The 22248-nt window shown below is 62.2% G+C and carries 25 protein-coding genes; all 25 read right to left on the minus strand.

Annotation, left to right across the window (positions count from 1 at the left end; genetic code table 11):
* Positions 1-69: 69 nt before the first annotated feature.
* The 25 genes from B2X55_RS03810 to pknB all read right to left on the minus strand — a co-directional run bounded on the left by B2X55_RS03810 (position 70) and on the right by pknB (position 22244).
* The gene (locus B2X55_RS03810) at positions 70-876 is read right to left on the minus strand and encodes a PD-(D/E)XK nuclease family transposase (protein WP_286820954.1); all 807 of its coding nucleotides are present in this window, start codon (positions 874-876) and stop codon (positions 70-72) included.
* Positions 877-1058: 182 nt separating this feature from the next.
* Entirely contained in the window at positions 1059-1451 is a 393-nt protein-coding gene (rpsI, locus tag B2X55_RS03815; RefSeq protein ID WP_005838873.1) for a 30S ribosomal protein S9, read from the minus strand.
* A gap of 24 nt (positions 1452-1475) precedes the next feature.
* On the minus strand, positions 1476-1916 hold the full coding sequence (gene rplM, locus B2X55_RS03820) for a 50S ribosomal protein L13 (RefSeq protein WP_286820956.1): 441 nt from the start codon (positions 1914-1916) through the stop codon (positions 1476-1478).
* Positions 1917-2079: 163 nt separating this feature from the next.
* Positions 2080-2706, minus strand: coding sequence for a histidine phosphatase family protein (locus B2X55_RS03825; protein WP_286820957.1), 627 nt, complete (start codon positions 2704-2706; stop codon positions 2080-2082).
* A 41-nt stretch (positions 2707-2747) separates the two neighbouring features.
* Entirely contained in the window at positions 2748-3833 is a 1086-nt protein-coding gene (gene cobD, locus B2X55_RS03830) for a threonine-phosphate decarboxylase CobD (RefSeq protein WP_286820958.1), read from the minus strand.
* The gene (locus B2X55_RS03835; RefSeq protein ID WP_286820960.1) at positions 3833-4702 is read right to left on the minus strand and encodes a GHMP kinase; all 870 of its coding nucleotides are present in this window, start codon (positions 4700-4702) and stop codon (positions 3833-3835) included. Before B2X55_RS03835 ends, cobD begins: the two co-directional genes overlap by 1 nt.
* Positions 4703-4719: 17 nt before the next feature.
* Entirely contained in the window at positions 4720-5496 is a 777-nt protein-coding gene (gene cobS, locus B2X55_RS03840) for an adenosylcobinamide-GDP ribazoletransferase (protein WP_286820961.1), read from the minus strand.
* Between the two features lie 12 nt (positions 5497-5508).
* Positions 5509-6459: an adenosylcobinamide-phosphate synthase CbiB gene (gene cbiB, locus B2X55_RS03845; RefSeq protein ID WP_286820962.1), complete on the minus strand. Its 951-nt coding sequence runs from the start codon at positions 6457-6459 to the stop codon at positions 5509-5511.
* Positions 6456-8015, minus strand: a complete 1560-nt coding sequence (locus tag B2X55_RS03850) for a cobyric acid synthase (RefSeq protein WP_286820964.1) — start codon at positions 8013-8015, stop codon at positions 6456-6458. The genes cbiB and B2X55_RS03850 overlap by 4 nt, the downstream gene beginning before the upstream one ends.
* 36 nt (positions 8016-8051) lie before the next feature.
* On the minus strand, positions 8052-8597 hold the full coding sequence (gene cobU / locus B2X55_RS03855; protein WP_286820965.1) for a bifunctional adenosylcobinamide kinase/adenosylcobinamide-phosphate guanylyltransferase: 546 nt from the start codon (positions 8595-8597) through the stop codon (positions 8052-8054).
* Positions 8585-9946 carry a cobyrinate a,c-diamide synthase gene (locus tag B2X55_RS03860; RefSeq protein WP_286820966.1) on the minus strand — a complete coding sequence of 454 codons (1362 nt, stop codon included), beginning with the start codon at positions 9944-9946 and terminating at the stop codon, positions 8585-8587. Before B2X55_RS03860 ends, cobU begins: the two co-directional genes overlap by 13 nt.
* Before the next feature lie 68 nt (positions 9947-10014).
* Entirely contained in the window at positions 10015-10650 is a 636-nt protein-coding gene (locus B2X55_RS03865; protein WP_036377982.1) for a precorrin-8X methylmutase, read from the minus strand.
* A 2-nt stretch (positions 10651-10652) separates the two neighbouring features.
* Entirely contained in the window at positions 10653-11432 is a 780-nt protein-coding gene (gene cobK, locus B2X55_RS03870; RefSeq protein WP_286820967.1) for a precorrin-6A reductase, read from the minus strand.
* The gene (gene cobJ / locus B2X55_RS03875) at positions 11429-12193 is read right to left on the minus strand and encodes a precorrin-3B C(17)-methyltransferase (RefSeq protein ID WP_286820968.1); all 765 of its coding nucleotides are present in this window, start codon (positions 12191-12193) and stop codon (positions 11429-11431) included. Before cobJ ends, cobK begins: the two co-directional genes overlap by 4 nt.
* On the minus strand, positions 12175-13173 hold the full coding sequence (locus B2X55_RS03880) for a cobalt-precorrin 5A hydrolase (protein WP_349678224.1): 999 nt from the start codon (positions 13171-13173) through the stop codon (positions 12175-12177). The genes cobJ and B2X55_RS03880 overlap by 19 nt, the downstream gene beginning before the upstream one ends.
* Positions 13174-13250: 77 nt before the next feature.
* A complete protein-coding gene (gene cobM, locus B2X55_RS03885) occupies positions 13251-14006 on the minus strand; it encodes a precorrin-4 C(11)-methyltransferase (RefSeq protein WP_279181839.1) in 756 nt (251 codons plus the stop codon).
* Between the two features lie 3 nt (positions 14007-14009).
* Positions 14010-14588 carry a precorrin-6Y C5,15-methyltransferase (decarboxylating) subunit CbiT gene (cbiT, locus tag B2X55_RS03890; protein ID WP_286820970.1) on the minus strand — a complete coding sequence of 193 codons (579 nt, stop codon included), beginning with the start codon at positions 14586-14588 and terminating at the stop codon, positions 14010-14012.
* On the minus strand, positions 14585-15247 hold the full coding sequence (cbiE, locus tag B2X55_RS03895; protein ID WP_286820971.1) for a precorrin-6y C5,15-methyltransferase (decarboxylating) subunit CbiE: 663 nt from the start codon (positions 15245-15247) through the stop codon (positions 14585-14587). The genes cbiT and cbiE overlap by 4 nt, the downstream gene beginning before the upstream one ends.
* A gap of 15 nt (positions 15248-15262) precedes the next feature.
* On the minus strand, positions 15263-16354 hold the full coding sequence (cbiD, locus tag B2X55_RS03900) for a cobalt-precorrin-5B (C(1))-methyltransferase CbiD (protein WP_270528098.1): 1092 nt from the start codon (positions 16352-16354) through the stop codon (positions 15263-15265).
* 10 nt (positions 16355-16364) lie between these two features.
* Entirely contained in the window at positions 16365-17351 is a 987-nt protein-coding gene (locus tag B2X55_RS03905) for a lysylphosphatidylglycerol synthase transmembrane domain-containing protein (RefSeq protein WP_036378004.1), read from the minus strand.
* A 35-nt stretch (positions 17352-17386) separates the two neighbouring features.
* Positions 17387-18175, minus strand: a complete 789-nt coding sequence (folE2, locus tag B2X55_RS03910; RefSeq protein ID WP_286820973.1) for a GTP cyclohydrolase FolE2 — start codon at positions 18173-18175, stop codon at positions 17387-17389.
* Positions 18175-18858: a 7-cyano-7-deazaguanine synthase QueC gene (gene queC, locus B2X55_RS03915; RefSeq protein WP_036378010.1), complete on the minus strand. Its 684-nt coding sequence runs from the start codon at positions 18856-18858 to the stop codon at positions 18175-18177. The genes folE2 and queC overlap by 1 nt, the downstream gene beginning before the upstream one ends.
* Positions 18859-18888: 30 nt before the next feature.
* On the minus strand, positions 18889-19533 hold the full coding sequence (rpe, locus tag B2X55_RS03920; protein ID WP_036378015.1) for a ribulose-phosphate 3-epimerase: 645 nt from the start codon (positions 19531-19533) through the stop codon (positions 18889-18891).
* Positions 19530-20426, minus strand: a complete 897-nt coding sequence (gene rsgA, locus B2X55_RS03925; RefSeq protein ID WP_286820974.1) for a ribosome small subunit-dependent GTPase A — start codon at positions 20424-20426, stop codon at positions 19530-19532. Before rsgA ends, rpe begins: the two co-directional genes overlap by 4 nt.
* A gap of 39 nt (positions 20427-20465) precedes the next feature.
* Positions 20466-22244, minus strand: coding sequence for a Stk1 family PASTA domain-containing Ser/Thr kinase (gene pknB / locus B2X55_RS03930; protein WP_286820975.1), 1779 nt, complete (start codon positions 22242-22244; stop codon positions 20466-20468).
* Positions 22245-22248: the final 4 nt, after the last annotated feature.

The raw sequence follows: 22248 nt of genomic DNA on the forward strand, positions 1-22248 counted from the left end.
AGTATTCCAAGTGACTACCGTTGCGTCCATTCCTCTCCTGACTGAAGTGAGAAGATTCCTGGCCGCATTTTAATTGAATCCACTGTTATAGACGCCTTCGCTTAAGTTGCACATTTTTTTCAACTCCTTTGTCTCATCCTCTGTCAGATGGATGCCGTATTCTTCTTCCAACTGCCGTTTCTTGACCAACGCCGATGCCTTCTCCTTGAAGATGATGCGCAGCATCTCGATCAGATTATCCTGTGTCTTGCGATTGCCGAGGTACAGCATGACGACATTCAAGATGTTATATTGCCATTCTTCCGCATGATATTTCCCATGTAGGCGCTCTTCTGTCATCCGGTAGCGGTTGATGGAGTTCCCCATGTCCTTCGGCGCGTTCATGCAGATCCAGATGGTATAGACTTTCTTGATCTTGTCGTAGTCGTCGCCATAGAAGTCGCGGCCACGTTGAGAGGACACCATGCGGCTTGCGTAGTATGTCGCCCGCTTCAGGATGGAATAGCCGGGATTTGCCCTGTCCTGTGCCTCGATGTTGATGATGAGCATGATGGGCTCTTTCGTCTTCGGAACAAGTGCCTGGAACAGGATGTCGTACCGTACCATCCCTTCCGAGATACTGCCGTCTTCGGTATTATTGCCCTGGATGCGCTCATATTCCTGATTCGTCTCGTCCGGATGCACCGGCACATGACTGATGAGCGGCGTGCCCTCGATGTACTTCGTCATGATATCCTGTACCGACTCATCTTTGAACTCCTCGACCATTCGCTTCAAGATGAATGCCAGGATCTTCTTCTGCGACAGCACCTTCTTCGCCGCCTGGTCATAAGCAGCATTGCGGTTGCCGTACAGCGCTTCTTCCGATAAACTCATGCTCCCACCTGCCTTCCTAGCTTCATTCTACTAGGATTTGCAAAGATTGACAACTGACCTTTGGATTAGGACCGAAAATAGTACATAATGAAAGCATATGCGAGAAAAGGACCTTTCTTGCATACAAAAAAGCCCCACCAGCTGATGCCAGTGGGACTTGTATGTTCGTGTAAAGCGAGTGATTAACGCTTCGAGAACTGGGAAGCCTTGCGGGCTTTCTTGAGGCCGTACTTGCGGCGCTCTTTCTCGCGCGGATCACGCGTAACGAAGCCAGCCTTCTTGAGAGCCGGACGGAGCTCTGCGTTCATTTCCATGAGCGCGCGGGTGATGCCGTGGCGGATTGCGCCAGCCTGGCCCGTGACGCCGCCACCAGCAACGTTTGCGATGACGTCGTACTTATCAACCGTCTCCGTGAGGTTCAGCGGCTGACGAACGATGAGTTCGAGAGTCTTGAGACCAAAATACTCTTCCATGTCGCGACCATTGATCGTGACTTTGCCCTCGCCTGGAACCAGACGAACACGGGCAACGGACGATTTTCTGCGGCCAGTGCCGTAGTAGATGACTTCTGCCATGTGTTATGTTCCTCCCTTTCCAGATTAGCGGATGTTCAGCTCAAGCTTCTCCGGCTTCTGAGCTGCATGCGGATGCTCCGGGCCAGCGTAAACGCTGAGCTTGCGGTACATCTGAGCGCCGAGACGGTTCTTCGGCAGCATGCCCTTGATTGCATGCTCGAGAACGCGCTCCGGGAAGCGCTCCAGCATGTGGCCAGCCTTCGTGAACGTCGTGCCACCCTGGTAACCGGAATGACGGAAATACGTCTTATCCGTGAGTTTCTTACCCGTGAACTTTACTTTCTCTGCATTGATGACGATGACGTAATCACCCGTATCAACGTGCGGAGTAAAGGTCGGTTTATTTTTACCGCGAAGAACTTTTGCGACTTCAGCTGCGAGGCGGCCGACAGTCTGGCCTTCAGCGTCTACAACGTACCATTTGCGCTCGATATTGGATGCATTTGCCATAAACGTTGTCTTCATGCGATTTCCCCCCTAGAGTTTTTTCAATGTCAATTATTCATGTAGTATGATGTATCGAAACAGGCTTCCGGGGCTAATGGAAACGCTCGTCCATGACATCACATAGAATTATTCTAATGAAAAGTCCCGAGAAAGTCAAGGGATTTTTCAGCGGAAAACAAAATTAATCCACAGTCCCCTGTGTATACTTCAGATGTCCTGTGCCATTGAGCAGTTCGACCGTCGTGCCGTGCTCAGTGTACGTCACGATGTTGACGGCCGTGTTGAACTGGCGGATGGTCCAGACGTACTTGAGGTCCATGTGCAGGGCGGCCGTCAGGATGGTGCGCAGGATGGCGCCGTGCGCGAATACGGCAACGGTCTGATTGGGGTGGCAGGCCACGATCTTCTCGACGGCATCGAGCGCACGCTCGCGCAGCTTCGGGAAGCTCTCGCCGTGCGGGATCTCGAGGACGTCGGGATGCTGGAAGAAATTATTGAGGGCATCGGGCCACTTGGCGACGATTTCGTCGTACGTCAGTCCCTCCCAGTCGCCGAAGTTGAGCTCGCGCAGCTCGGGGCGCGGCTCGACCGTCAGGCCAAAGCGGTCGGCGACGCAGCGGGCCGTCGTCATGGCGCGCACGAGGTCGCTCGAGTAGACGGCCTCCACCTTGTCCACGGGGAAGTGTGCCGCAAGCTTCTCAGCCTGCTCGATGCCGAGCGGCGAGAGTGCGATGTCCGTCTGGCCCTGGTAGCGGCCGAGCACATTCCACTCGGTCTGGCCATGGCGCACAAAAATGATCTTTGTCATAGGAACTCTCCAATCCATCCAGAATCTATCCAAAAATAAAGTCACGGATCCATGCGGTCAAAATCCCGCCAGGCGGCGAGCAGTGCCTCGTTCTCTGCGCGCGTGCGCACGGCGAGGCGCAGGAAGCCCGGCGCTAGACCGGGGTAGTGCTGGCAGTCGCGCACGAGGATATGGCGCGCGCGCAAATACTTTACGAGCTGTTCTGCCCGCTCCGCGGGAGCAAGCTTCACGAGGATGAAGTTGACGCTCGGCGGGAAGACGGTGACACCGTGCAGCGAGACAAGCGCCGCGGCAAGCCTCTCCTTCTCCACTGCGATGAACGCGCGCGTCTCCTGCTGATATGCTGTGTCCGCCAGGGCCGCCGCACCGGCTGCCTGCGCGAGCACGTTGACATTCCAGACGTCCTTGGCTGCCTCCATCCGCGCGAGCAGTGCGGGGCTACCGATGGCGAAACCGAGGCGCAGGCCGGGGATTGCGAAGAACTTCGTCAAGGAGCGCACGAGAAAGAGATTTTCTAGACGCTCTTGGCGCACGGTAAAGCGCGCCTCATCCTCACGGAAGTCGAGGAAGGACTCGTCGACGACGAGCTGTGTGCCGAGCGGCAGGAGCTCCCGCGCGAGGTCTGCAATGGCCTCGCGCTCCACGAGCGTGCCCGTCGGGTTGTTGGGGTTGCCGAGCACGATGCAGTCGGCCTCGACGCGCCGCGCTTCCTCTGCCAGAAAGATGAGGTCCGGCTCGAAGTCCTCCCTCTCCTCGAGCGGGCTGTACGACACGGCAGCGCCCGCGGCATGCGCGGCCCGCTCATACTCGCTGAAGGCGGGCACGGGCAGCAGGACGCGCTTCGGCCGCGTGACGAAAGCGTAGAGGTAAAAGAGTTCCGCCGCGCCGTTGCCGAGGATAAAGTCGCCGGGAGCCCTGCCATAATAGGCAGAGAGGGCCGTCCGCAGCTCGCGCATCGCGGGGTCGGGATAGTGGATGACCCCGTCGAGATGCGCCGCGAGGGCCTCTTTCACGCGCGGCGAAAGGCCGAGCGGATTGATGTTGGCCGAAAAGTCGAGCCATGGCTCTCCATCTGCCGTTGGCTCATAGACATTGCCGCCGTGGACAAAGCGAAGTTCTTCCTGCATCATGCATCATCCTTTCTCATGTATTCTATGCCGCCGCTGCGCATCAAAGAGATGCCGAGGCAAGTGAGCGCAGGAAACTGCCGCGCAAGGTGTGCCGAGCGGCACTCGATCTGCCCGCGCGCCATCTGCGACGGCCAGATGACGCCGATGACCGTGCCGCTGTGCGCGGCCACGAGCCCCAGAGCACCAATGCCTCTCGCCTGCTGCAACAGGGCTTCGAGGCAATGTTTTGGCAGTCGTGCCTGATTCCAGAGCGCACTCTGCGTCGCGGCCTCTGCCATGCGCCTCTCGCCCTCTGCCAAAGCTTCGAGCAAGTCCGTCCAGGGACGGCTGCCGCGCTCTCCCGCTATTGCAGCACAGGCATGGCAGTCGGCCGTGTCGACAGTGCCGCCCGTATCGAAGATGGTCAGGTACGGATGCGAGAGACGACGGTAAACGCGCTGCACGCGCCCCGTCACCTGATTGAGGCAGACGATGCCCGGGAGGAAGACGGCGTCCGTCGGCTCGACCTGCACGGCAAGGTGCAGGATGGCCTCGGGCGCGAGCGGCTGCCCAAGAGCCTGCGAAGCGGCCGCGAGGACGGCGGCGATGTCGGCGCTCGACGAGGCCATGCCCTTGCCCCGCGGCAGCTCGGACGTGAGCTGCATGCCAAAGGGAAATTTCTCGATGCCCGCCTCGCACAGGTAGAGCTGCAGCGCGCACCGCGCCTTCTCGCCGAGGCCGATGAGCCCCTGCAGGGAAGCTGCGGCCCTGACTGTCGTATAGCGCGCGATCGGGCAGGTCACGAGGAAAGGCTCGCCGCGATGCCAGCCCTGCAGCAGCTCACCGCAAGACCCCGGCACTCGCACTGTGACATCCAACACTTCCATCACATCCATCGAATCCATCACATCCAGAGGAAGCAGCCCGCGCGGTCAAATGGTAGCACGGCGAAGAGGAACAGGACGAAGAGCACGAGCACCTCTGTCATGAGCTCGATGGCGCCGTAGACATCGCCCGTCAGGCCGCCGAGCTTCTTTTCCGCATAGCGGCCAAACAGGAAGGCAAAGAGCAGCCCGATAAGCAGGGCGGCGATAGCGGCAATGCCCCACGGTGCGACAAAGAGCAGCGATGTCACGAGGCCGATGATGACTGCCCTGCGGTCGGCCATGGCCGCGAAAGCCTGCCCCATGCCGCTCGGACGCGCATAAGGGAAGTGCGCGACGGCAAGGAGCATGGCCATGCGCCCGATGACGGGCATAGTAAAGACCGCGATGAGGAGCACTGGCGCCGGCAAGTCGAGCAGCAGCGACCAATTGAGCAGCAGTAGCCCGGCAAACGCAGCAACGCCAAATGAACCCGTGCGGCTGTCCTTCATGATCTCGAGCATGCGCTCGCGGCTGCGGCCCGAGAAGAGGCCGTCCACCGTGTCCATGAAGCCATCGGCGTGCAGGCCGCCTGTCAAGAGGAGCGGCAGCAAGACGAGGATGGCCTTGCCCGTGTAGGACGGCAGGCCGAGGAAGGCCAGGCAGGCGAGTGCAGCCAGCAGGTAGAGTGCGCCGAGCACGACGCCGACGAGCGGGAAGAAGCGCGTGCTGCGGCCGAAATCCTCCGCCGTCAGGTTCTCCTGTTGGACGAGATGGATGCGCGTGAGGAACTGAAGTGCAGTCAGAAAGCTTCGCAATGTGATTCTCCTTTAATATCCCATGCACTTCAAGAGCGCATAGGCAAAGATCAGAAAAAGGACGGTCGCCGTGTACATCATGCGGATGGATTCCATAATGTGCTTGGGGGCTGTGCGCTCGATGGCCTCGCCCATGTAGGCGCGGAACGACTTCTTGCCGAAGTACGAGTTGATGCCGCCGAGCCGGATGTGCAATGCGCCGGCCACCGTCGCCTCGGCATAGCCGCCGTTCGGGCTCGGATGCTTGGCGGCATCGCGCTGCATCATGCGCATGGCATTGCGGGAGTCGAAGCCCAAGAGCCAGGCCGAGATGATGAAGAGCACGGCCGTGATGCGCGCGGGGATATAGTTGAGCACATCGTCGAGCTTCGCCGCGGCCTTGCCAAAATAGAGGTACTTCTCATTCTTGTAGCCGATCATCGAGTCCATGGTGTTGGCCGCGCGGTAGAGGAAGGCCAGCGGCACGCCGCCGATCACGAAGAAAAAGAGCGGCGCGATGACACCGTCGACCGTGTTCTCGGCGATTGTCTCGACGGTCGCGCGCGCGACCTCCGACTCGTCGAGCTCCTCTGTGTCGCGTCCGACAATCCAGCCGACGGCCTTGCGCGCCTTGTCGAGCTCATTCGTCAGGAGCAATGCGTAGATGCCGCGGCCGGCCTTCGCGAGGCTCTTGGGCGAAATCGTGAAGGCGAGCAACAGCGCTTCGATGGCCATCGTGCCCCACTCCCACGGGATGGCGTACGAGAGATAGATGATGCCCGCCGCCACATCGTAGGTGATGAAGAGCACGAGCAGCACGAGGATGGCACCGCAGAGGAATTTCTTCTGGTCGCCGTCCGCCTCGCGGTAGTAGAGCCGCTCGAGGAAGGAGATGAGCTTGCCGATCAGCACGACGGGATGGAAGCGCGAGCGCGGGTCGCCGATGATCGTGTCGATGATAAAGGCGAAGATTGCAACGTTCATTCGCTCTCCCTCCTATCGCACCGCTCTTCCGCCATCTCCGCCATAATGGCCCTGACCTTCTCCATGTCGAGCGCGCTCTCGACGACGTCGGCCAGATGCTCGTAGGCACGCTCTTTCTGCTGACGGCGGTTGCGCTGGATGGCGAGCGGCGGCAGGTCCTTCTGGATGCGCAGCGTATTGATGAGCTGGCGACGGAAGGCATCGTCGTCAAAGAGGCCGTGGATGTAGGTGCCGAAGACAAGGCCATCCTCGCGCAGCGCACCGTCCCAGCGGCTCGTCTCCCCCTTGTCTCCATGGATATAGAAGGGGTGACGCACGGGCGCAGTGAACTCTGTCTCGCCCATATGGATCTCGTAACCGGCCATCCCGCGGCCCAGCAGCGTGCAGCCAAAGAACTCCATGCCCGGGCAGTCGGCCGTGACCTGGCGCGTGTGCTTCTGCTCGGCAAAGGTCGTCTTCATCGGCAGGTAGCCGAGTCCCTTGACCTCGCCGTGCTCCGACTCCACGCGATGCGGATCGGCAATCGCTTCGCCGAGCATCTGGTAGCCGCCGCAGATGCCGATAAGCGGCGTGCCCGCCTCGACGCTCGTGCGGATGGCCGTCTCGAGGCCCGACTCGCGCACGAAGAGCAGATCCTCCGTCGTGTTCTTCGAGCCGGGCAGGATGATGAGGTCGGGGCTGCCGAGCTCTTCTGGCCGGCGCACATAGGTGACTTCGACGTCCGGCTCGTCGGCGAGCGCGTCGAAGTCCGTGAAGTTCGAGAGCTTCGGCAATTCGATGACGGCGATGCGGATCTCGGCCTTCTTCTCCTGCTTTTCCTCACGCTCTTCGAGCGAGACGGAATCCTCGTCATCGATGCCCATGTCCTCGATGTAGGGCACGATGCCGAGCACTGGCTTGCCCGTCTTCTCCTCGAGGAAGTCGATAGCTGGCGTGAAGAGCGAGACATCGCCGCGGAACTTGTTGATGACGAGTCCCTTGACGAGCGCGCGCTCTTCCTCATCGAGGAGTTCCAGCGTACCGACAAGCGAGGCCAGTGCGCCGCCGCGGTCGATGTCCGCGATGAGCAGCACGGGTGCCTGCAGGTATTTTGCCACGCGCATGTTGACGATATCGTGCGACTTGAGGTTGACTTCAGCGGGGCTGCCGGCCCCTTCGACAACGAGCGTGTCGAAATCCTGCTGCAGGCGCGCGAGGGCCGCCTTGACCTCGCCGAATGCCTCGAGCGAATAGCCGGCATGGTACTCCCGCGCGCTCATCGTGCCGATGGAGCGGCCCGCGAGGATGACCTGCGAGCGGGAATTGCCCGTCGGCTTCAAGAGCACGGGATTCATGTCCACCATCGGCTCAAGGCCGGCTGCCTCCGCCTGCGCGACCTGCGCCCGGCCCATCTCCAGGCCATCCTTCGTGACATACGAGTTGAGCGCCATGTTCTGCGCCTTGAACGGCACGACGCGCCGCCCTTCGCGGTAGAAGATGCGGCAGAGCGCCGTCGTCAGGATGCTCTTGCCGACGTGCGAACTCGTGCCCATGAGCATAATGGATTCCAAAACCATGCCTCCTATCTGTCTTATCTGTCTCACTGGAACATATCACTTGATGCGCAGCGGGATGCCGCAGAGAACGGCGTAGACTGCATCGGCGGCCGCGGCGAGCTGCTGGTTCGCGAGGCCCGCGAGGTCGCGGTAGAGACGCGCGAGGCGGTTCTCCGGCACGATGCCGGCCCCGACCTCATTCGTCACGAAGAGGACTTCCGCCTCTTTGGGCAGTCCTCGTGCCGCCTCGACAAGTGCCGCCATCTCGCCCCGCACGAGCGCGGTCAGGTGCGCCTCATCATACGGCTCCGTCTCGCGGCAGAGCATGTTGCTGAGGTAGATGGTCACGCAGTCAAAGAGGATAACGCCGTGCTCCCGTCCCGCCTCGCGGATGACTGCAGCTGCCTCGCGCGGTGCCTCGTACGTCTTCCAGCCAGCGGGCCGTCGGCTGCGGTGCAGGGTGACGCGGTGCGCCATCTCCTCATCCCAGACCTCGGCCGTCGCGATGTAGGCCACGCTACCACCGCTCTCGCGAGCCAGCTGCTCGGCAAACGCGGACTTGCCGCTGCGCGCGCCGCCTGTGACCAGGATCATTTTGCCCATGAAGTGCAAGCCTCCACGAAATGCGCCGCGGCCTCCGGGCAGCCGGCGAAGTGCAGGTGCAGGTAGCTGCCGAGCACGTTCCCGCGGCTCGCGCCCGCCTCATAGCGCTCGCCCGTGCGCAGCTTCTCGAAGCGAAGCGGGCGCTTGCCCTCGACAGCGTCCTCCGAGAAGTGGAACTCGTGGCCGCGCAGCTTCGTGCCGGCCTTGCCGAGCACCGTATCCCCCATGAGCTCGGCCTCGACGTAGCCGACCATCTGGAGCTTCTCTTTCATCGCTGCCTTGCCGGGCAGCACATCGCACATCGCGTATTCCGTGCCCGTGAAATCCTGGAGCGAGTGCATGAGATACATGTAGCCGCCGCATTCTGCGTAGATGGGCATGCCTTTTTCCGCGGCCTTCTTGATGGAAGCGCGCATTGCGGCATTTTCCTGCAGCTTCGCGGCGAACATCTCGGGAAAGCCGCCGCCGAGGAAGAGGCCGTCGACATCCGGGAGCTCTGCGTCATGCAGCGGGCTAAACGGCACGAGCACCGCACCTTCATGCTCGAGCACGGCGAGGCTGGCCGGGTAGTAGAAGGAGAACGCCTCATCGCGCGCGATGCCGATGCGGCACGAGCGCTCCGCCACCTGCCCGAGGTCAAACGGCTCGGCCTCGAGCTCCGGCGCGAGGCAGGCGAGGTGCAGGATGGCCTCGATGTCGAGCGACTTGGCGACAGCCGTCCCCATCGATTCAATGGCCTGCCGTTCCTCTGCATTCTCGGCGACGGGCACTAGGCCGAGGTGGCGCTCCGGCATCTTGAGCGAGTCATCGCGGTGCAACGCGCCGAGCACACGGATGCCCGCATCCTTCATGGCGCTGCGGATCATCTCCTCGTGCGTCGCGGAGCCGAGGCGGTTGAGGATGACGCCGGCGAAGTCGACCTCGCGGTCGTAGTCGCGGAATCCCTGCGCGATGGCCGCGGCCGACGCGCCCATCGACTTGACATCGAGTACGAGCACGACAGGCGCCTTGAGCAGCTTGGCGATGGAAGCCGTCGAGCTTATGCCCTCGCGGCCGCCGTCATAGAGGCCCATGACGCCCTCGATGACGGCGATATCCGAGCCGTCCATCGCCTTGGCGAAGAGCTTCGGCAAGACCTGCTCCGGCACGAGCCAGCTGTCGAGGTTGTGAGCGGGCCGGCCGCTGGCCATCGCGTGGTAGCCCGGGTCGATGTAGTCGGGGCCGACCTTGAAGGACTGGACCGCAATGCCCTGCTCGCGCAGCGCCGAGAGAAGCCCCGTCGCGATCGTCGTCTTGCCAGAGCCGGACTGCGTCGCGGCAATCACTAAGCGTGGAATCGAATAGCGCATGATAAACCTCCTGATGAATGACTGAATCCTATCGAGACGTGCATCTGGTACATCTTACACAAGAAAAATCAATCGCGGCTGTTGTCGATCTCATAGAGCATCGCGTTGACAGCTGCGGCGGCAATCGGACTGCCGCCCTTCGTGCCCTCGACCGTGATGTAGGGCACGAGACGATTCTCGGCTAGTGCCTTCTTGGAGTCGGCCGCGCCGACGAAGCCGACGGGGATGCCGACGATGCAGGCGGGGCGCACGCCCTCTTCGCGCACAAGGCGCAGGACCTCGAAGAGCGCCGTCGGCGCATTGCCGATGGCAACGACGCTGCCCGTCAGCGCTGCGCCGAAGCTGCGCATGGCGGCAAGCGAGCGCGTCACGCCCTGAGCCTTGGCCTGCGCCGCGATCTCCGGATCCTGGATCCGGCAGTGGACCGCTCCGCCAAATGAGGCGAGCTTGCGCTTGTTGATGCCCGTGCGGACCATCTCGACATCCGTGTAGATGTCCGCACCGCCGCGCAGAGCCGCGATGCCTTCCTCCACCGCCGTCTCTGAGATGCGGATGATTGGCGCGTATTCGACGTCGCCGGCCGCGTGGATGATGCGCGAGTATACCTTCTTCTCGGCTTCGCTCAGGGAAAGTCCCTCGATATACGGCGCGATGAGCTCCATGCTGCGGCGCTCGATTGCCATCGGCTGCTTGATAAATTCCATCATCAATCCTCCAGATTGTTCACAAAAGAAAGGACATCCTCATAGCAATGCACGAGGCGGTCGTACGCGGGGACAGGTCGGTCGATGACGACGACGGGCAGACCGAGCTCGACGGCCGCCGCGATCTTCGTGTCCGTACCACCGATCGCGCCGCTGTTCTTCGTCACAATGACGTCCGCCCTGTACTGGCGGAACATCTCCCGATTGAGCGCTTGCGAGAATGGCCCCTGCATGGCGACGATCTGCTTCGGCGAAAGACCAAGACCCTCACAGAGCGCGATGACTTCGGCCGTCGGCAGCACGCGCGCGATCAGCGTGCAGTCCGAGAGGGCCGGCGACTCGGTGAACTGCCGCAGGTTGCGGCTGCCCGTCGTCAGGAAGACGACCCGTCCGCGCCGCGCCGCCGCTTCAGCCGCCTCCTCGTACGAGTGGACGAGGCATATCGCCGCACGCCACGTATCCTCGAGCTCTGTCAGCGACCGCTCGTAGCGCAGATACGGGATGGCGAGCGCACGGCAGGCCGCCATTGCGTTCTCTGAGACGTTCACGGCATAGGGATGGCTCGCGTCGACGAAGCAGGATGCCCGGTGCTCGCGCAGGTAAGACTCCAGCGCCTCACGGTCCAGTGGCTTGTCGTTGATGGTCAGTCTCTCGCTGCCGCAACGCTTGAGCAGCTGCTCGCCGTAATGGCTGACGACAGAGGCCGTCACACGATGGCCCGCGTCGAGCAGCAGCTTCGTGAGTTCGCGCCCATCCTGTGTCCCCGCTGCGACGAAGATCATAGACCGCTCTCCTTCCTGCCGTAGCCGCGCGGCGTCAGCATCCAGCCCTCCTTGACGTACGTCTGGGAGTTGCCGATGATGACGAGCGAGAACATGTTGATGGGCTCCTTCGTGAAGTCCGCGAGCGTCGAGATGGCCTTTGACTGCTCCGCACGGCTCGCCGCCGTCACGATGCCGACAGGCGTCTCAGGAGCCCGGTGCTTCAGCACGATGCGGCGGATCTCCTCGATCTGCTGCACGCGCTTCTTGCTCTTCGGGTTGTAGAGCGCGATGACGAAGTCGCCGGCCGCCGCCATCTCCGCGCGCTTGCAGATGGTCTCCCAAGGCGTCAGGAGGTCCGAGAGGCTGATGACGGCGAAGTCGTGCATGAGTGGTGCGCCGAGGACGGAAGCCACGGCATTGACGGCCGAGACGCCGGCAATCACGCCGCCAAAGTTTGGCCGCTTTGCTGCATCTTTCTGCAGCACGAGTTCGAGCACGAGCCCGGCCATGCCGTAGACGCCGGCATCGCCGCTCGAGACGACGACCGTCTCCTTTCCCGAGGCAGCCGCTTCGACTGCCATGCGGCAGCGGTCGATCTCCTGCATCATGCCCGTGCCGATGACTTCCTTGTCTGATTGGCCCGCGAGCAGCGGCTCGATCAGGCGGATGTATGTCGTATAGCCCGCGACGACCTCCGCGCGCTCGATTGCCGCGCGCGCCCGCGGCGTCATGTCGAGAAGGCTACCCGGCCCGATGCCGACTACTGTGATTCCTGCCATATTTGCAAATCCTCCTTGTTCTGCCATACGAGTGCCACCGTCACCCGCTCGAATCTCGTCTTGCCGAGCGCCATGCGCCCGCCTCCTGCCGCAAGAGCCGCCGCCTCACAGACGTTGCCGATGCCGATTGTCTGCCGCACGAAATCGGACTCCGCGAGCCCGCACCGCTCGATGACGGGCTGCAATTCTTCATTCGTGTAAAAGGTCAGCGGGATGCAAAGCTCTGCCGCGGCTTCGTGAAGCCCTCTCTCCTCCTGTTTGAACACAGTCGACGAGAGCGAGCTGATGGCCGCAAGCGGCATGGCGATGCGCGAGACGGCCTCGCGAAGTGCCGCGAGTATCGCGTCCCTCGACGCCCCCTTGCGGCAGCCAACGCCCGCGCGCAGCATCATCGGGTGCAGGAAGAGTCGGCCTGCCCGTCTCCCGCAGGAATCAGGGCTGATGATGACCTGCATCCCTTCATCCTGCTCTGCCGCGCCAAAGTCGCAGACGGAAAGGCCGCGCTGCCGCAAGGCCCCTTTGTAGAAGCTGGCCAGATGACAGCGGGGATCGACGTAATAAGCGACAGACTTTCCGCGCAGCAGGGCGCTGTTGACGGCCTGGATGGCCTCGTGCGGCTCGGGGAAGAGACCGAGTTCCATGCCCAGCGCGTCAGGCGCCACGATTCCCTCGACATCGGTCGCCGTCGTGATGACAGGCTCTGCGCCGAGCGACGCTGCGAGCTCACGCGCCAGGCGGTTCGCCCCACCGACATGGCCTGAGAGCAGGCTGATGACGTGCTGCCCGCGCTCGTCGAGCACGAGGACGGCGGGGTCCTCGAGTTTGCTCACGAGGTGCGGCGCGATACTGCGCACGGCGATGCCAGACGCCATGATGAATACGAGCGCATCGTAGCGCGCAAAATTCTCCTGCACCGCCGCGCGCAGGCGCCCGAAGGTCTGCGCCCCCTCGACGGGATGGCGGCTGCTGACAAAGAGCACAGCCGAACCTCCTAAGGCAAACTTCACCCGCATTGCCATCTGCGCGCCCGCCTCTGTCAGCGCAAAGACGGCCGTCCTCATCGGCTCGCCTTGCGGAACATGTGCGAGAACTCCGGCGCGTAGAGGCGCGAGAGCTCGTAGTCCGCGCCGAGGCAACGGCTGACAACGATCATCGCCGTGCGGTCAATCTTGGCCTCAGCTGCCTGCTCTGCAATCGTCGCGAGCGTACCGCGCACGATCTTCTGCTCAGGCCACGACGCCTTCTGCACGATGGCGATTGGCGTGTCCGCCGCGTAGCCGCCCGCCATCAGTTCAGCGATGACCGTCTCGAGCATCGTGATAGAGAGGAAGATGCACATCGTCGCCTGATGCGCGGCGAGTGCGCGCAGCTGCTCGCGCTCCGGCACAGGCGTGCGCCCGGCCTGACGCGTGATGATGACCGTCTGCGAAATGCCGGGTAGCGTGTACTCCTGGCGCAGAGCAGCGGCCGAGGCAAGGAACGAGCTGACACCCGGCACGACGTCGTAAGCGATGCCTTTCTTCGCCATCGCATCCATCTGCTCCTGGATGGCCCCGTAGATGGCGGGATCGCCCGTGTGCAGGCGCACCGTCATCTTGCCTGCCGCCTCGGCCTCCTCGATGACCGTGAGGACTTCCTCGAGCGTCATCTTCGCCGAATTGTAGATGACGGCGTCCTCGCGGCAGACACCTAATAGCGCCGGGTTGACGAGCGAGCCCGCGTAGATGACGACGTCCGCTTCTTCGAGATAGCGCCTGCCCTTGACTGTGATGAGCTCCGGGTCGCCCGGACCGGCTCCAACGATGTGTACCATGAATCAAACCTCCTTCGTGCAGGTAATGATGTAGACGGGATTCTGTGCATCGGCCATGTCGTAGGGTCCCACACGGCGCAGGCGGCTGACCTGCACCTGGACGGCCTCGTAGCGGTAGACCGCCTCATGCGCATGGAGGTAGTCGAGCGCCGCCGCCAATGTCTGCACAGTGATGCAGTTGAGTACGAGGCGGCCGCCCTCGCGCATTTTCCCTGTCACACAGTCGAGTATCGATGCGAGATGGCCGCCGCTACCGCCGATCAGCACGGCGTCGGCCAGCGGCAAGTTCTCGAGGCCAGCTGGTGCCTCCGCCTCAATGACGGATAGATTCTCGAGGCCGAAGCGCTCGCCATTCGCCTCAATGAGGCGGATGGCTTCTTCTTTGCGCTCGACAGCATAGACATGGCCCTCTGGCGCGAGACGCGCCGCCTCGATGGAGAGCGAGCCCGTCCCCGCGCCGATGTCGTAGACGATATCGCGCGGCCCGATCTGCGCCTTGACGAGCGTCAGGATGCGGATCTCCTGCTTCGTCATCGGCACCTTGCCGCGGACGAATGCCGCATCCGGCAGTCCCAGCTTCATTTGCAGTCCCTCTCTTTCTTTTCCGTCTCGTCCACCGCGATCAGGATGACGCCGCCCAGCTCAGGCAGCTCCTGCGCCTCGGACAATCGCGTCGCCACGATCTGCTCGTCCTCATAAGAAAGACGCGCACAGATGAAGAGGCGCGTCTCTGGCGGCCAGCCGTGCGCGAGCAGCACAGCCGGTATGGTCTTCGATGTGAATGTCCTGTCGGTCAGCATGCCGAGCACACTGCCGGGATGATAGGCGAGGCGCTCTGCCGCGGGCTTCCTGCCGTGGAACGACAGCAGGCGCGCCTCATGCCACGGCAGGGCAAGCCGCGCAAAGGCCAGCTGCATGGCGCTGAGTCCCGGTATCACGCGGAGGCACGCGGGCGGGAAATGGCGGCGCAGCGCGTCGAGCAGCGAGAAGTAGCCCGGGTCACCCGAAACCATCACCACGACGGATGACAGCTCCAGCTTCTCGCGGATGAACTGCATGACAGAATCGATGTCGCCCGTCACGGCCATCGTCAGCTGGCCTTCGCCCCGCGGCCGCGCGAACTGCGCGAGCGCGCGACGGCCGCCCACAAGGACCTTCGCCTCGCGGATGGCACGTGCCGCCGCCGGCAGTATGTAGTCGGGATGGCCCGGGCCGATGCCGGCCACGATAATCTCATTCATGTTTCTCTCCTGCTCCTATTTGCTGATATGCCAGTGATACTTCTCCCCGATCTCGCGCGCCGTCTCATCCATGCCGAGCAGCCTGCCCTGCAGTGTCACCATGGCGACGCCCACCTTCATCTTGCCGAATAGGTAGCGCTCGGCGCGCACCGAGGCGCGCTCCGCGATGGCACGGCAGACTGCCTGCTCGAGTCCCGCTTCGCGCAGGACAGTCAGGGCGTCCTCCGTCGTATTGCTCGCGAGCACGCGGCGCGCGCCTTCGGTGCTCAGCCCCGCGGCTGCCGCATAGGCGGCAATCGTCTCGAGGCGCGCATCTGCGATGCGGTTGTGTGTGTAGAAGACGCCCGCTGCCACCTTGCTGAGCTTGCCGATATGTCCAAAGAGCATGACGCGGGCAATCCCGCGCTCCGCAGCCCTCTCGAGCATGAAGCCGATGAAGTTGCTCGTCTGCACGAGCCGATCCTGCGGCAGGCCCCATGCCTTCGCCAAGTTCTCGCCGATCTTGCCGGGCACGAAGATGAGCTCCTCTGCCCCAGCCGCGCGCGCGACATCGATCTGCGGCACGAGCGAGTTCTTGAAACCCTCTTCTGACATGGGCCGCAGGACACCCGTCGTGCCGATGACAGAGATGCCTCCCTTGACGCCGAGCACGGGGTTCAGCGTCTTCTCGGCCAATCCTTTCCCCGCCGGGATTGCAATGGTGACATGCAGGCCGTCGCTCGTGCCGAGAACATCAGAGGCCGCGCGGCGCATGAGCTCGCGCGGCCCGGGATTGATGGACGGCTGGCCGACGGGGACCGAGAGGCCCGGCTTTGTCACCGTGCCGATGCCCTCGCCTGCGGCGAACGTCATCGCACCTCCGTCCTCGTGACGGACCGTCGTAAAGACGGAAACGCCGTCCGTGATGTCGGGGTCATCGCCCGAGAACTTGACGACCTCTGCACAGATGCCACCCTCCGTCTGCGTGACTGCCTTGACGGGAATCGTCAGCTCTGTGCCGTCGAGCGCCGTGAGATGGACTGTCTGCCAGGGTCTCCCTGCTTCGAAGAGCAGTGCCGCCTTGACGCCGGCCGCCGCACAGGCGCCTGTCGTATAGCCGTTCTTCATGACAGTCACCTCAGCGCAGCTGACGGTTGAGGAAGTCGCGCCCGAATACCGTCAGCGTGTAGTAGAGTCCGATGAGGAACGGGATGTACTCCGCAATCAGGCGCCAGCAGACCGCGATGATGCCGACTGTGCCCGCAGGCACTGTGTCGCTGAACAGCAACACGAAGCCGCCCTCAGCGATGCCCGAACCGCCCGGCGTCGGCGTGAAGTAGAGCAGCATGTTCAGGAAGATCATGCGTCCCATGACGCTGTACCAGTCGGCATCCGTGACGCCGAGGCCCAGGAGCAGGCACGGCACGATGGCGTAGATGCAGAGCAGGTTGAGCCCCGACTCCGCAAAGACGAGCAGCATGGCCTTCGGCGAGGCCGCGAGCAGCGCGATGGCGCTCTTCGTATCGCGGTAGAAGGCGATGATCTTGCAGCGCCGCTCCTTCTTCGTGTGGCGGGCGATGCGGACGACGAGGTAATCGAGATAGCCGCGCCTTGCGCCCACGACGATGGCGATGATGACGACGAAGGCCGTCAGCGTGATGGCCATGAGCGTGTCGTTCGAGATGCCCGGCACGATGCCCGCATCGTGCATGAAGATGAACGGCATGCAGAGGACGAGGAACAGGATGGAGAGCAGCGTGCGCACGATGACGAGCACGGCTGCCTTGCCTGTCGGCACGCCGGCATGGCGCAGGAACATCAGCTGCGCCACCGCGCCGCCCGTCGCCCCCGGCGTCAGGAGCGCGAGGAAGTAATTGCCGAAGATGACCTGCACGGCCTGATACAGCGTGATCTTCTCGTCCGATATCTTGACGAGATGCATGAGTCGGCTGCCGTCAAAGAAGAGCCCGAGTGACACGGCAAAGATAGCCAGCGCAATCGACCACGTCTTGAACTGAGTCAGGTTTTTAAGCGTGTTGATGTCCACCGTCGTGTAGATGACGGTCCCGGAAATCACGAGCACCAGGACGATCAATATCAGGAATCGCTTGTAAAACTTATTCATGAAAACTCCAATCCAGCTGTCGTGCCGCCTTCTCTTCAGACGACCGTTTCTTCATGAGCCGCAAACGCATTGTGGTTGTGGATGGACTCGTAATTCTCACATTCGATCGAGAACCAGGCGATGCCCGGCAGACTGCGCAGGGCGAGCACCGTGTCGCGCAGGATGTCCTCGACGAACTTGGGATTCTCGTAGGCAGCTTCCGTCACGTACTTCTCATCCTCGCGCTTCAGGAGCGGATAGATGGGCGAAGAGCCCTGCTTCTCGATGAGCGCGGCGAGGTCTTCGATGAAGATGCACTCCGTGTCCTCCTGGAAGCGCACGGCCGTGCGGCAGACGGAGCGCTGGTTGTGCGCGCCGTACTTTGAGATCTCCTTGCTGCACGGGCAGAGCGAGGTGAAGGGAACGTCGACGCCGAGCGTGAACGCCATCGTCTCCCTGCGTGCCTTCGTGCCGCGGAAGAAGCAGTCGAGGTCCAGGACGGACTTGCGGCCGCTGACGGGCGCCTCCTTGTCGATGAAGTACTTGAAGGAGAGCTCGACTTCAGCTGACTGCGCGTCGAGGCGCTCGAGCGCCTCTTCGAGCATGGCCTCCATTTCCGGCTCTGCCAGCGGCTTCTTGCTCCACGGCATGAGAATCTCGAGGAAGCGGCTCATGTGCGTACCCTTGTACTCCATCGGTAGCGCGACCGTGAAGAGGATGCGCGCAAGGACCTGCTGGAAGCCGCCGTCCTTTGTCTTGATCAGGAAAGGCAGCTGCGCATCCTTAATGCCGACGCGCTGGATGGCAATGCCGCGCGCATCTGCCTGGTTCTGTACGTCGCGCATCAGATTTCCCTCGTCTCGTAGTCGATGGGATCTTCGACACCCGCCTCAGCGAAACCGCGCAGGCGCAGCTTGCAGCTGTCGCAGATGCCGCAGGCCTTCTCGCCGCCCTTGTAGCAGCTGTGCGTGAACTGGAACGGCGCGCCGAGCTTCGTACCGAGCAAGACGATGTCCTTCTTCGAGAGGTCCTGCAGCGGCGTCTCAATCGTGATCTTCCTGCCCTCGACGGCCGTCGCCGTCGTCGCGTAGTTGGCGAGCGCCTGGAACTTCTGGATGAACTCCGGGCGGCAGTCCGGGTAGCCCGAGTAGTCGACGGAGTTGACGCCGATGTAGACGTGCGTCGCACCGAGCACCTCCGCGTAGCCCATCGCGTACGAGAGGAAGATCAGGTTGCGCGCCGGCACGTACGTCGGCGGCACCGAGTGGCGATTGACATCGCCTTCCGGCACCTCGATCTTCTCGTCTGTCAGCGCGGAGCCGCCGATGGCCTCCATGTTCGTCTCGATGATCAGATGCTTCTTGACACCGTAGTACGCGGCAATCTTCTTGGCGCCCTCAAGCTCGATGCTGTGGCGCTGGTGGTAGTTGAAGCTGATCGGGTATACGTCATACCCCTTGCTCTTGGCCACGGCCATGCACGTGCAGCTGTCGAGGCCGCCCGAAAGTAAAACGACTGCTTTTTCCATGATGATTACTCCCTCTATTTAGAGCGGCTGTCAGCCGCGGATCTTCTTGATGGCTTCTGCGACATCCTCTGCACCGTAGATGGCCGAACCGGCCACGAGCACATTGGCGCCGGCCTGGCGGACGAGCAAGCTCGTCTCCTCATTGATGCCGCCATCTACCTCGATGTCACACTCAAAGCCCATGTCCTGGATCGTGTGACGCAGCATGTGGATCTTGTCGAGCTGCGACTCGATGAACTTCTGGCCGCCGAAGCCCGGGTTGACCGTCATGATGAGGACCATGTCGAGATCCTGCAGAAGCTCCTCAATCATCGCGAGGCTCGTGCCCGGATTCAACGCGATGCCCGCCTTGCACCCGGCAGCCTTGATCTGCTGCACGATGCGGTGGCTGTGCTTAGCCGCCTCGACGTGGAAGGTGATGATGTCGGCACCGGCCTCAGCAAAGGCCTCGATCTGCGTCTCGGGATGCTCGACCATCAGGTGCACGTCAAAGACGGCATCCGATGATTTGCGCAGGCTCTTGACGACAGGCGAGCCCAGCGTGATGTTCGGCACGTATGTGCCGTCCATGACATCGATGTGGATGTAATCCGCGCCAGCATCCTGGACGCGCTTGACCTCATCGGCCAGGTGGGCAAAGTCGGCGGAAAGGATGGACGGTGCAATCTTGATCATTTGTATTCCTTCTTTCTGGCAAGCATCTGTGCTTCCTTGACTTCTTGGAGTATCTGTTCGTAGGCATCGTAGCGCTCTCGCGCGATACGCCCTTCTTCGACGGCCGCCTTGACGGCACAGCCCGGCTCGTGCGTGTGGCTGCAGGGCGAGAAGCGGCAGGTGCCCTCGTAGTTGCGGAATTCCGGGAAATAATGCGGCAGGTCCGTGACTGAAAGCTCGGTCATCTCCATGGCGCTGAAGCCCGGCGTATCGACGATGTAGCCGCCTTCGTAGGGAAGGAGCTCCGCGACACGCGTCGTGTGGCGGCCGCGCTTGATCTTCTCGCTGACATGACCTGTCGCGAGCGTCAGCGACGAATCGATCTCGTTGAGCAGCGAGGACTTGCCGACGCCGGATGGCCCGGCAAAGACGGAGACTTCGCCGCTGAGGCGGCTGCGCAGCGCTTCGATTCCCCGCCCCTCATGGGCAGAGACGCGCACGACGGGATAGCCGATTGCCTCGTAATCGTGCAGGAAATCCTGCCAGGGACCTTCATGGAGGTCCATCTTGTTGACGCAGATGACGATCTTCGGGATGCCCGACCACTCCGCGAGCACGAGGAAGCGATTCAGGAGCAGCGGATGGAGATCGGGCTCTGCCGCCGCAAACGTCAGGACGACCTGCGTGAGATTGGCCACCGCCGGGCGGCGCAGCAGGTTCTCGCGCGGCAGCTGCTGCTCGATGACGCCCGTGCCGTCGGGCAGCTGGTCAATGACGACGCGGTCGCCCGGCACGACTCCGGCGCTCTGACGCCGCTTCTTGAACCTGCCGCGGAGCTTGCAGCTCACGAGCCCCGCCTCTGTCATGACATAGAAAAAACTGTTGTAGGCCTTGATGACGCGACCTTCTAGCATAAAGCCTCCTACTCTCTGTACACAGGCAAAGGCGGCTTGTCACCGCTCTTTGCCATTCTCATTCTGTTTGGAGGGCACTTTCGCCTCGCTGTTGCTGTTCTTCTCCGGATCTTTCTTGTCCGTTTTCTGGACCTGCTGCTTGACTGGCTCTGCGATGACGAGGCTGATGCTCGAGCCCTCTTCTACCTCACCACTTGCCGGCGACTGGCTGATGACCGTGCCCGCTGCCTGGCGGCTCTCCTGCTTCGAGACGCTGCCGACTCTGAGGCCGCGGCTCTGCAGAGCGGCCTTCGCTGCGTCGAGCGAGACACCCGTCACATCCGGCACGCTGACCTTGTGGCTCTGCTTGCCCTTGCTGACTGTAATGTCAACCGTCTGACCGCGGCTGATCTTCGTGCCGGCCTTCGGGTCCTGCTTGATGACAGTGCCCGCCTCTTCATTCGAGTACTTCTCGTAAACGGAGCCGAGCTTCAGGCCCATCTTCTTGAGCTGTGCCTCTGCATCTGACTTTGAGAGGCCCGTGAGGTCCGGCATCTCGATCTCTTCGCCGCCCTTGCTGACGTAGATCGTGACGAGGCGCTGCTCCTTGACCTTGGAGCCAGCCGTCGGATTCTGCGAGACGACCTGTCCGGCTGGCACGTCAGCGTTGTACGTCTCCGCTACGTTGACGCGCAGCTTCTTGTCCTCGAGGATCTGGCGCGCGAGTGTCATCTGCTTGCCCGTGACATCTGGGACCGTGACTTCTGCCGTGCTCCAGAACTTGCCGTAGCTCATGAAGGCGCCGATGAAGAAGCCGGCTAAGAGGACGACGAGCAGTCCTGCTATGAATTTCTTCGACTTGAAGATGGACTTCTCCTGCTCGGGTTCATCCTGTTCGTACACCTCATTCTGCGGCGCACGGCGCGGCGGGATGGACTGCTGCACAGGCTGGACGCGCGGCAAGACCTGCGTCGCGTCAGGGTCCTGCGCCATCATGGCAGGAGTCTGCGGAGTCCCTGCCATGAGCATGCGCTCCGCCTGGCTGATGTCCTGCACGAGCTCTGCGCTCGTCGGGCGCATGGCCGGATCCTTGCTCATCGCCTTCGAGACGATGGCCTCGACGACTGGCGGGATGGCGGGGTCGATCTGGCGCACTGGCACAGGCTCTTCCTGCAGGTGCTTGACGGCAATGCTGACGGGGTTTTCCCCGGTGAACGGCAGCTTGCCGGTCAGCATCTCGTAGAGCACGACGCCTAGAGAGTAGACATCCGACTTCGGCGTGATCATCGTGCCCTTGGCCTGCTCGGGCGAGAAGTAATGCACCGAGCCGATGACATTGCCGCTGTACGTCATCGTGGACTCGGTGACGGCGCGCGCGATGCCGAAGTCAGCTACCTTGGCGTGGCCGTCGGCCATCATGAGGATGTTGTGCGGCTTGATGTCGCAGTGCACGAGGTTGTTGGCATGCGCGTGGGCGAGTGCCTCTGCGATCTCTCGTGCGACCCGCAGGGACTCGCTGACGGAAAGATGGCCTTCCTGGCGGATGCGATCCTTGAGGGTACGGCCCGGCACGTATTCCATGACGATGTAATGGTCGCCATCGGCCACGCCGACATCGTAGATATTGACGATATTCGGATGCGAAAGACGTGCTGCCGCCTGGGCTTCACGCTGGAATTTATCGATGAATTCCTTGTCCTGCTTGAATGCCTCATGCAGGATCTTGACGGCCACAGGCCGGTTGAGCAGGCGATCCTTTGCCCTGTAGACATCGGCCATGCCGCCTCCGCCGATCAGCTCCTCGAGTTCATAGCGCTGATCTAAGATACGCTGTACCATATCC

Origin of the sequence: Mitsuokella sp. UBA4253, assembly GCF_002395285.1 — a bacterium.
GTDB classification, from domain to species: Bacteria; Bacillota; Negativicutes; order Selenomonadales; family Selenomonadaceae; genus Mitsuokella; species Mitsuokella jalaludinii.

Bases quoted from the DNA above. Each gene is read 5' to 3' on its own strand.
- B2X55_RS03810 (WP_286820954.1), bottom strand. From the start codon at position 876: ATGAGTTTATCGGAAGAAGCGCTGTACGGCAACCGCAATGCTGCTTAT.
- rpsI (WP_005838873.1), bottom strand. From the start codon at position 1,451: ATGGCAGAAGTCATCTACTACGGCACTGGCCGCAGAAAATCGTCCGTT.
- rplM (WP_286820956.1), bottom strand. From the start codon at position 1,916: ATGAAGACAACGTTTATGGCAAATGCATCCAATATCGAGCGCAAATGG.
- B2X55_RS03825 (WP_286820957.1), bottom strand. From the start codon at position 2,706: ATGACAAAGATCATTTTTGTGCGCCATGGCCAGACCGAGTGGAATGTG.
- cobD (WP_286820958.1), bottom strand. From the start codon at position 3,833: ATGCAGGAAGAACTTCGCTTTGTCCACGGCGGCAATGTCTATGAGCCA.
- B2X55_RS03835 (WP_286820960.1), bottom strand. From the start codon at position 4,702: ATGGAAGTGTTGGATGTCACAGTGCGAGTGCCGGGGTCTTGCGGTGAG.
- cbiB (WP_286820962.1), bottom strand. From the start codon at position 6,459: ATGAACGTTGCAATCTTCGCCTTTATCATCGACACGATCATCGGCGAC.
- B2X55_RS03850 (WP_286820964.1), bottom strand. From the start codon at position 8,015: ATGGTTTTGGAATCCATTATGCTCATGGGCACGAGTTCGCACGTCGGC.
- cobU (WP_286820965.1), bottom strand. From the start codon at position 8,597: ATGGGCAAAATGATCCTGGTCACAGGCGGCGCGCGCAGCGGCAAGTCC.
- B2X55_RS03860 (WP_286820966.1), bottom strand. From the start codon at position 9,946: ATGCGCTATTCGATTCCACGCTTAGTGATTGCCGCGACGCAGTCCGGC.
- B2X55_RS03865 (WP_036377982.1), bottom strand. From the start codon at position 10,650: ATGGAATTTATCAAGCAGCCGATGGCAATCGAGCGCCGCAGCATGGAG.
- cobK (WP_286820967.1), bottom strand. From the start codon at position 11,432: ATGATCTTCGTCGCAGCGGGGACACAGGATGGGCGCGAACTCACGAAG.
- cobJ (WP_286820968.1), bottom strand. From the start codon at position 12,193: ATGGCAGGAATCACAGTAGTCGGCATCGGGCCGGGTAGCCTTCTCGAC.
- cobM (WP_279181839.1), bottom strand. From the start codon at position 14,006: ATGGTACACATCGTTGGAGCCGGTCCGGGCGACCCGGAGCTCATCACA.
- cbiT (WP_286820970.1), bottom strand. From the start codon at position 14,588: ATGAAGCTGGGACTGCCGGATGCGGCATTCGTCCGCGGCAAGGTGCCG.
- cbiE (WP_286820971.1), bottom strand. From the start codon at position 15,247: ATGAATGAGATTATCGTGGCCGGCATCGGCCCGGGCCATCCCGACTAC.
- cbiD (WP_270528098.1), bottom strand. From the start codon at position 16,354: ATGAAGAACGGCTATACGACAGGCGCCTGTGCGGCGGCCGGCGTCAAG.
- B2X55_RS03905 (WP_036378004.1), bottom strand. From the start codon at position 17,351: ATGAATAAGTTTTACAAGCGATTCCTGATATTGATCGTCCTGGTGCTC.
- folE2 (WP_286820973.1), bottom strand. From the start codon at position 18,175: ATGCGCGACGTACAGAACCAGGCAGATGCGCGCGGCATTGCCATCCAG.
- queC (WP_036378010.1), bottom strand. From the start codon at position 18,858: ATGGAAAAAGCAGTCGTTTTACTTTCGGGCGGCCTCGACAGCTGCACG.
- rpe (WP_036378015.1), bottom strand. From the start codon at position 19,533: ATGATCAAGATTGCACCGTCCATCCTTTCCGCCGACTTTGCCCACCTG.
- rsgA (WP_286820974.1), bottom strand. From the start codon at position 20,426: ATGCTAGAAGGTCGCGTCATCAAGGCCTACAACAGTTTTTTCTATGTC.
- pknB (WP_286820975.1), bottom strand. From the start codon at position 22,244: ATGGTACAGCGTATCTTAGATCAGCGCTATGAACTCGAGGAGCTGATC.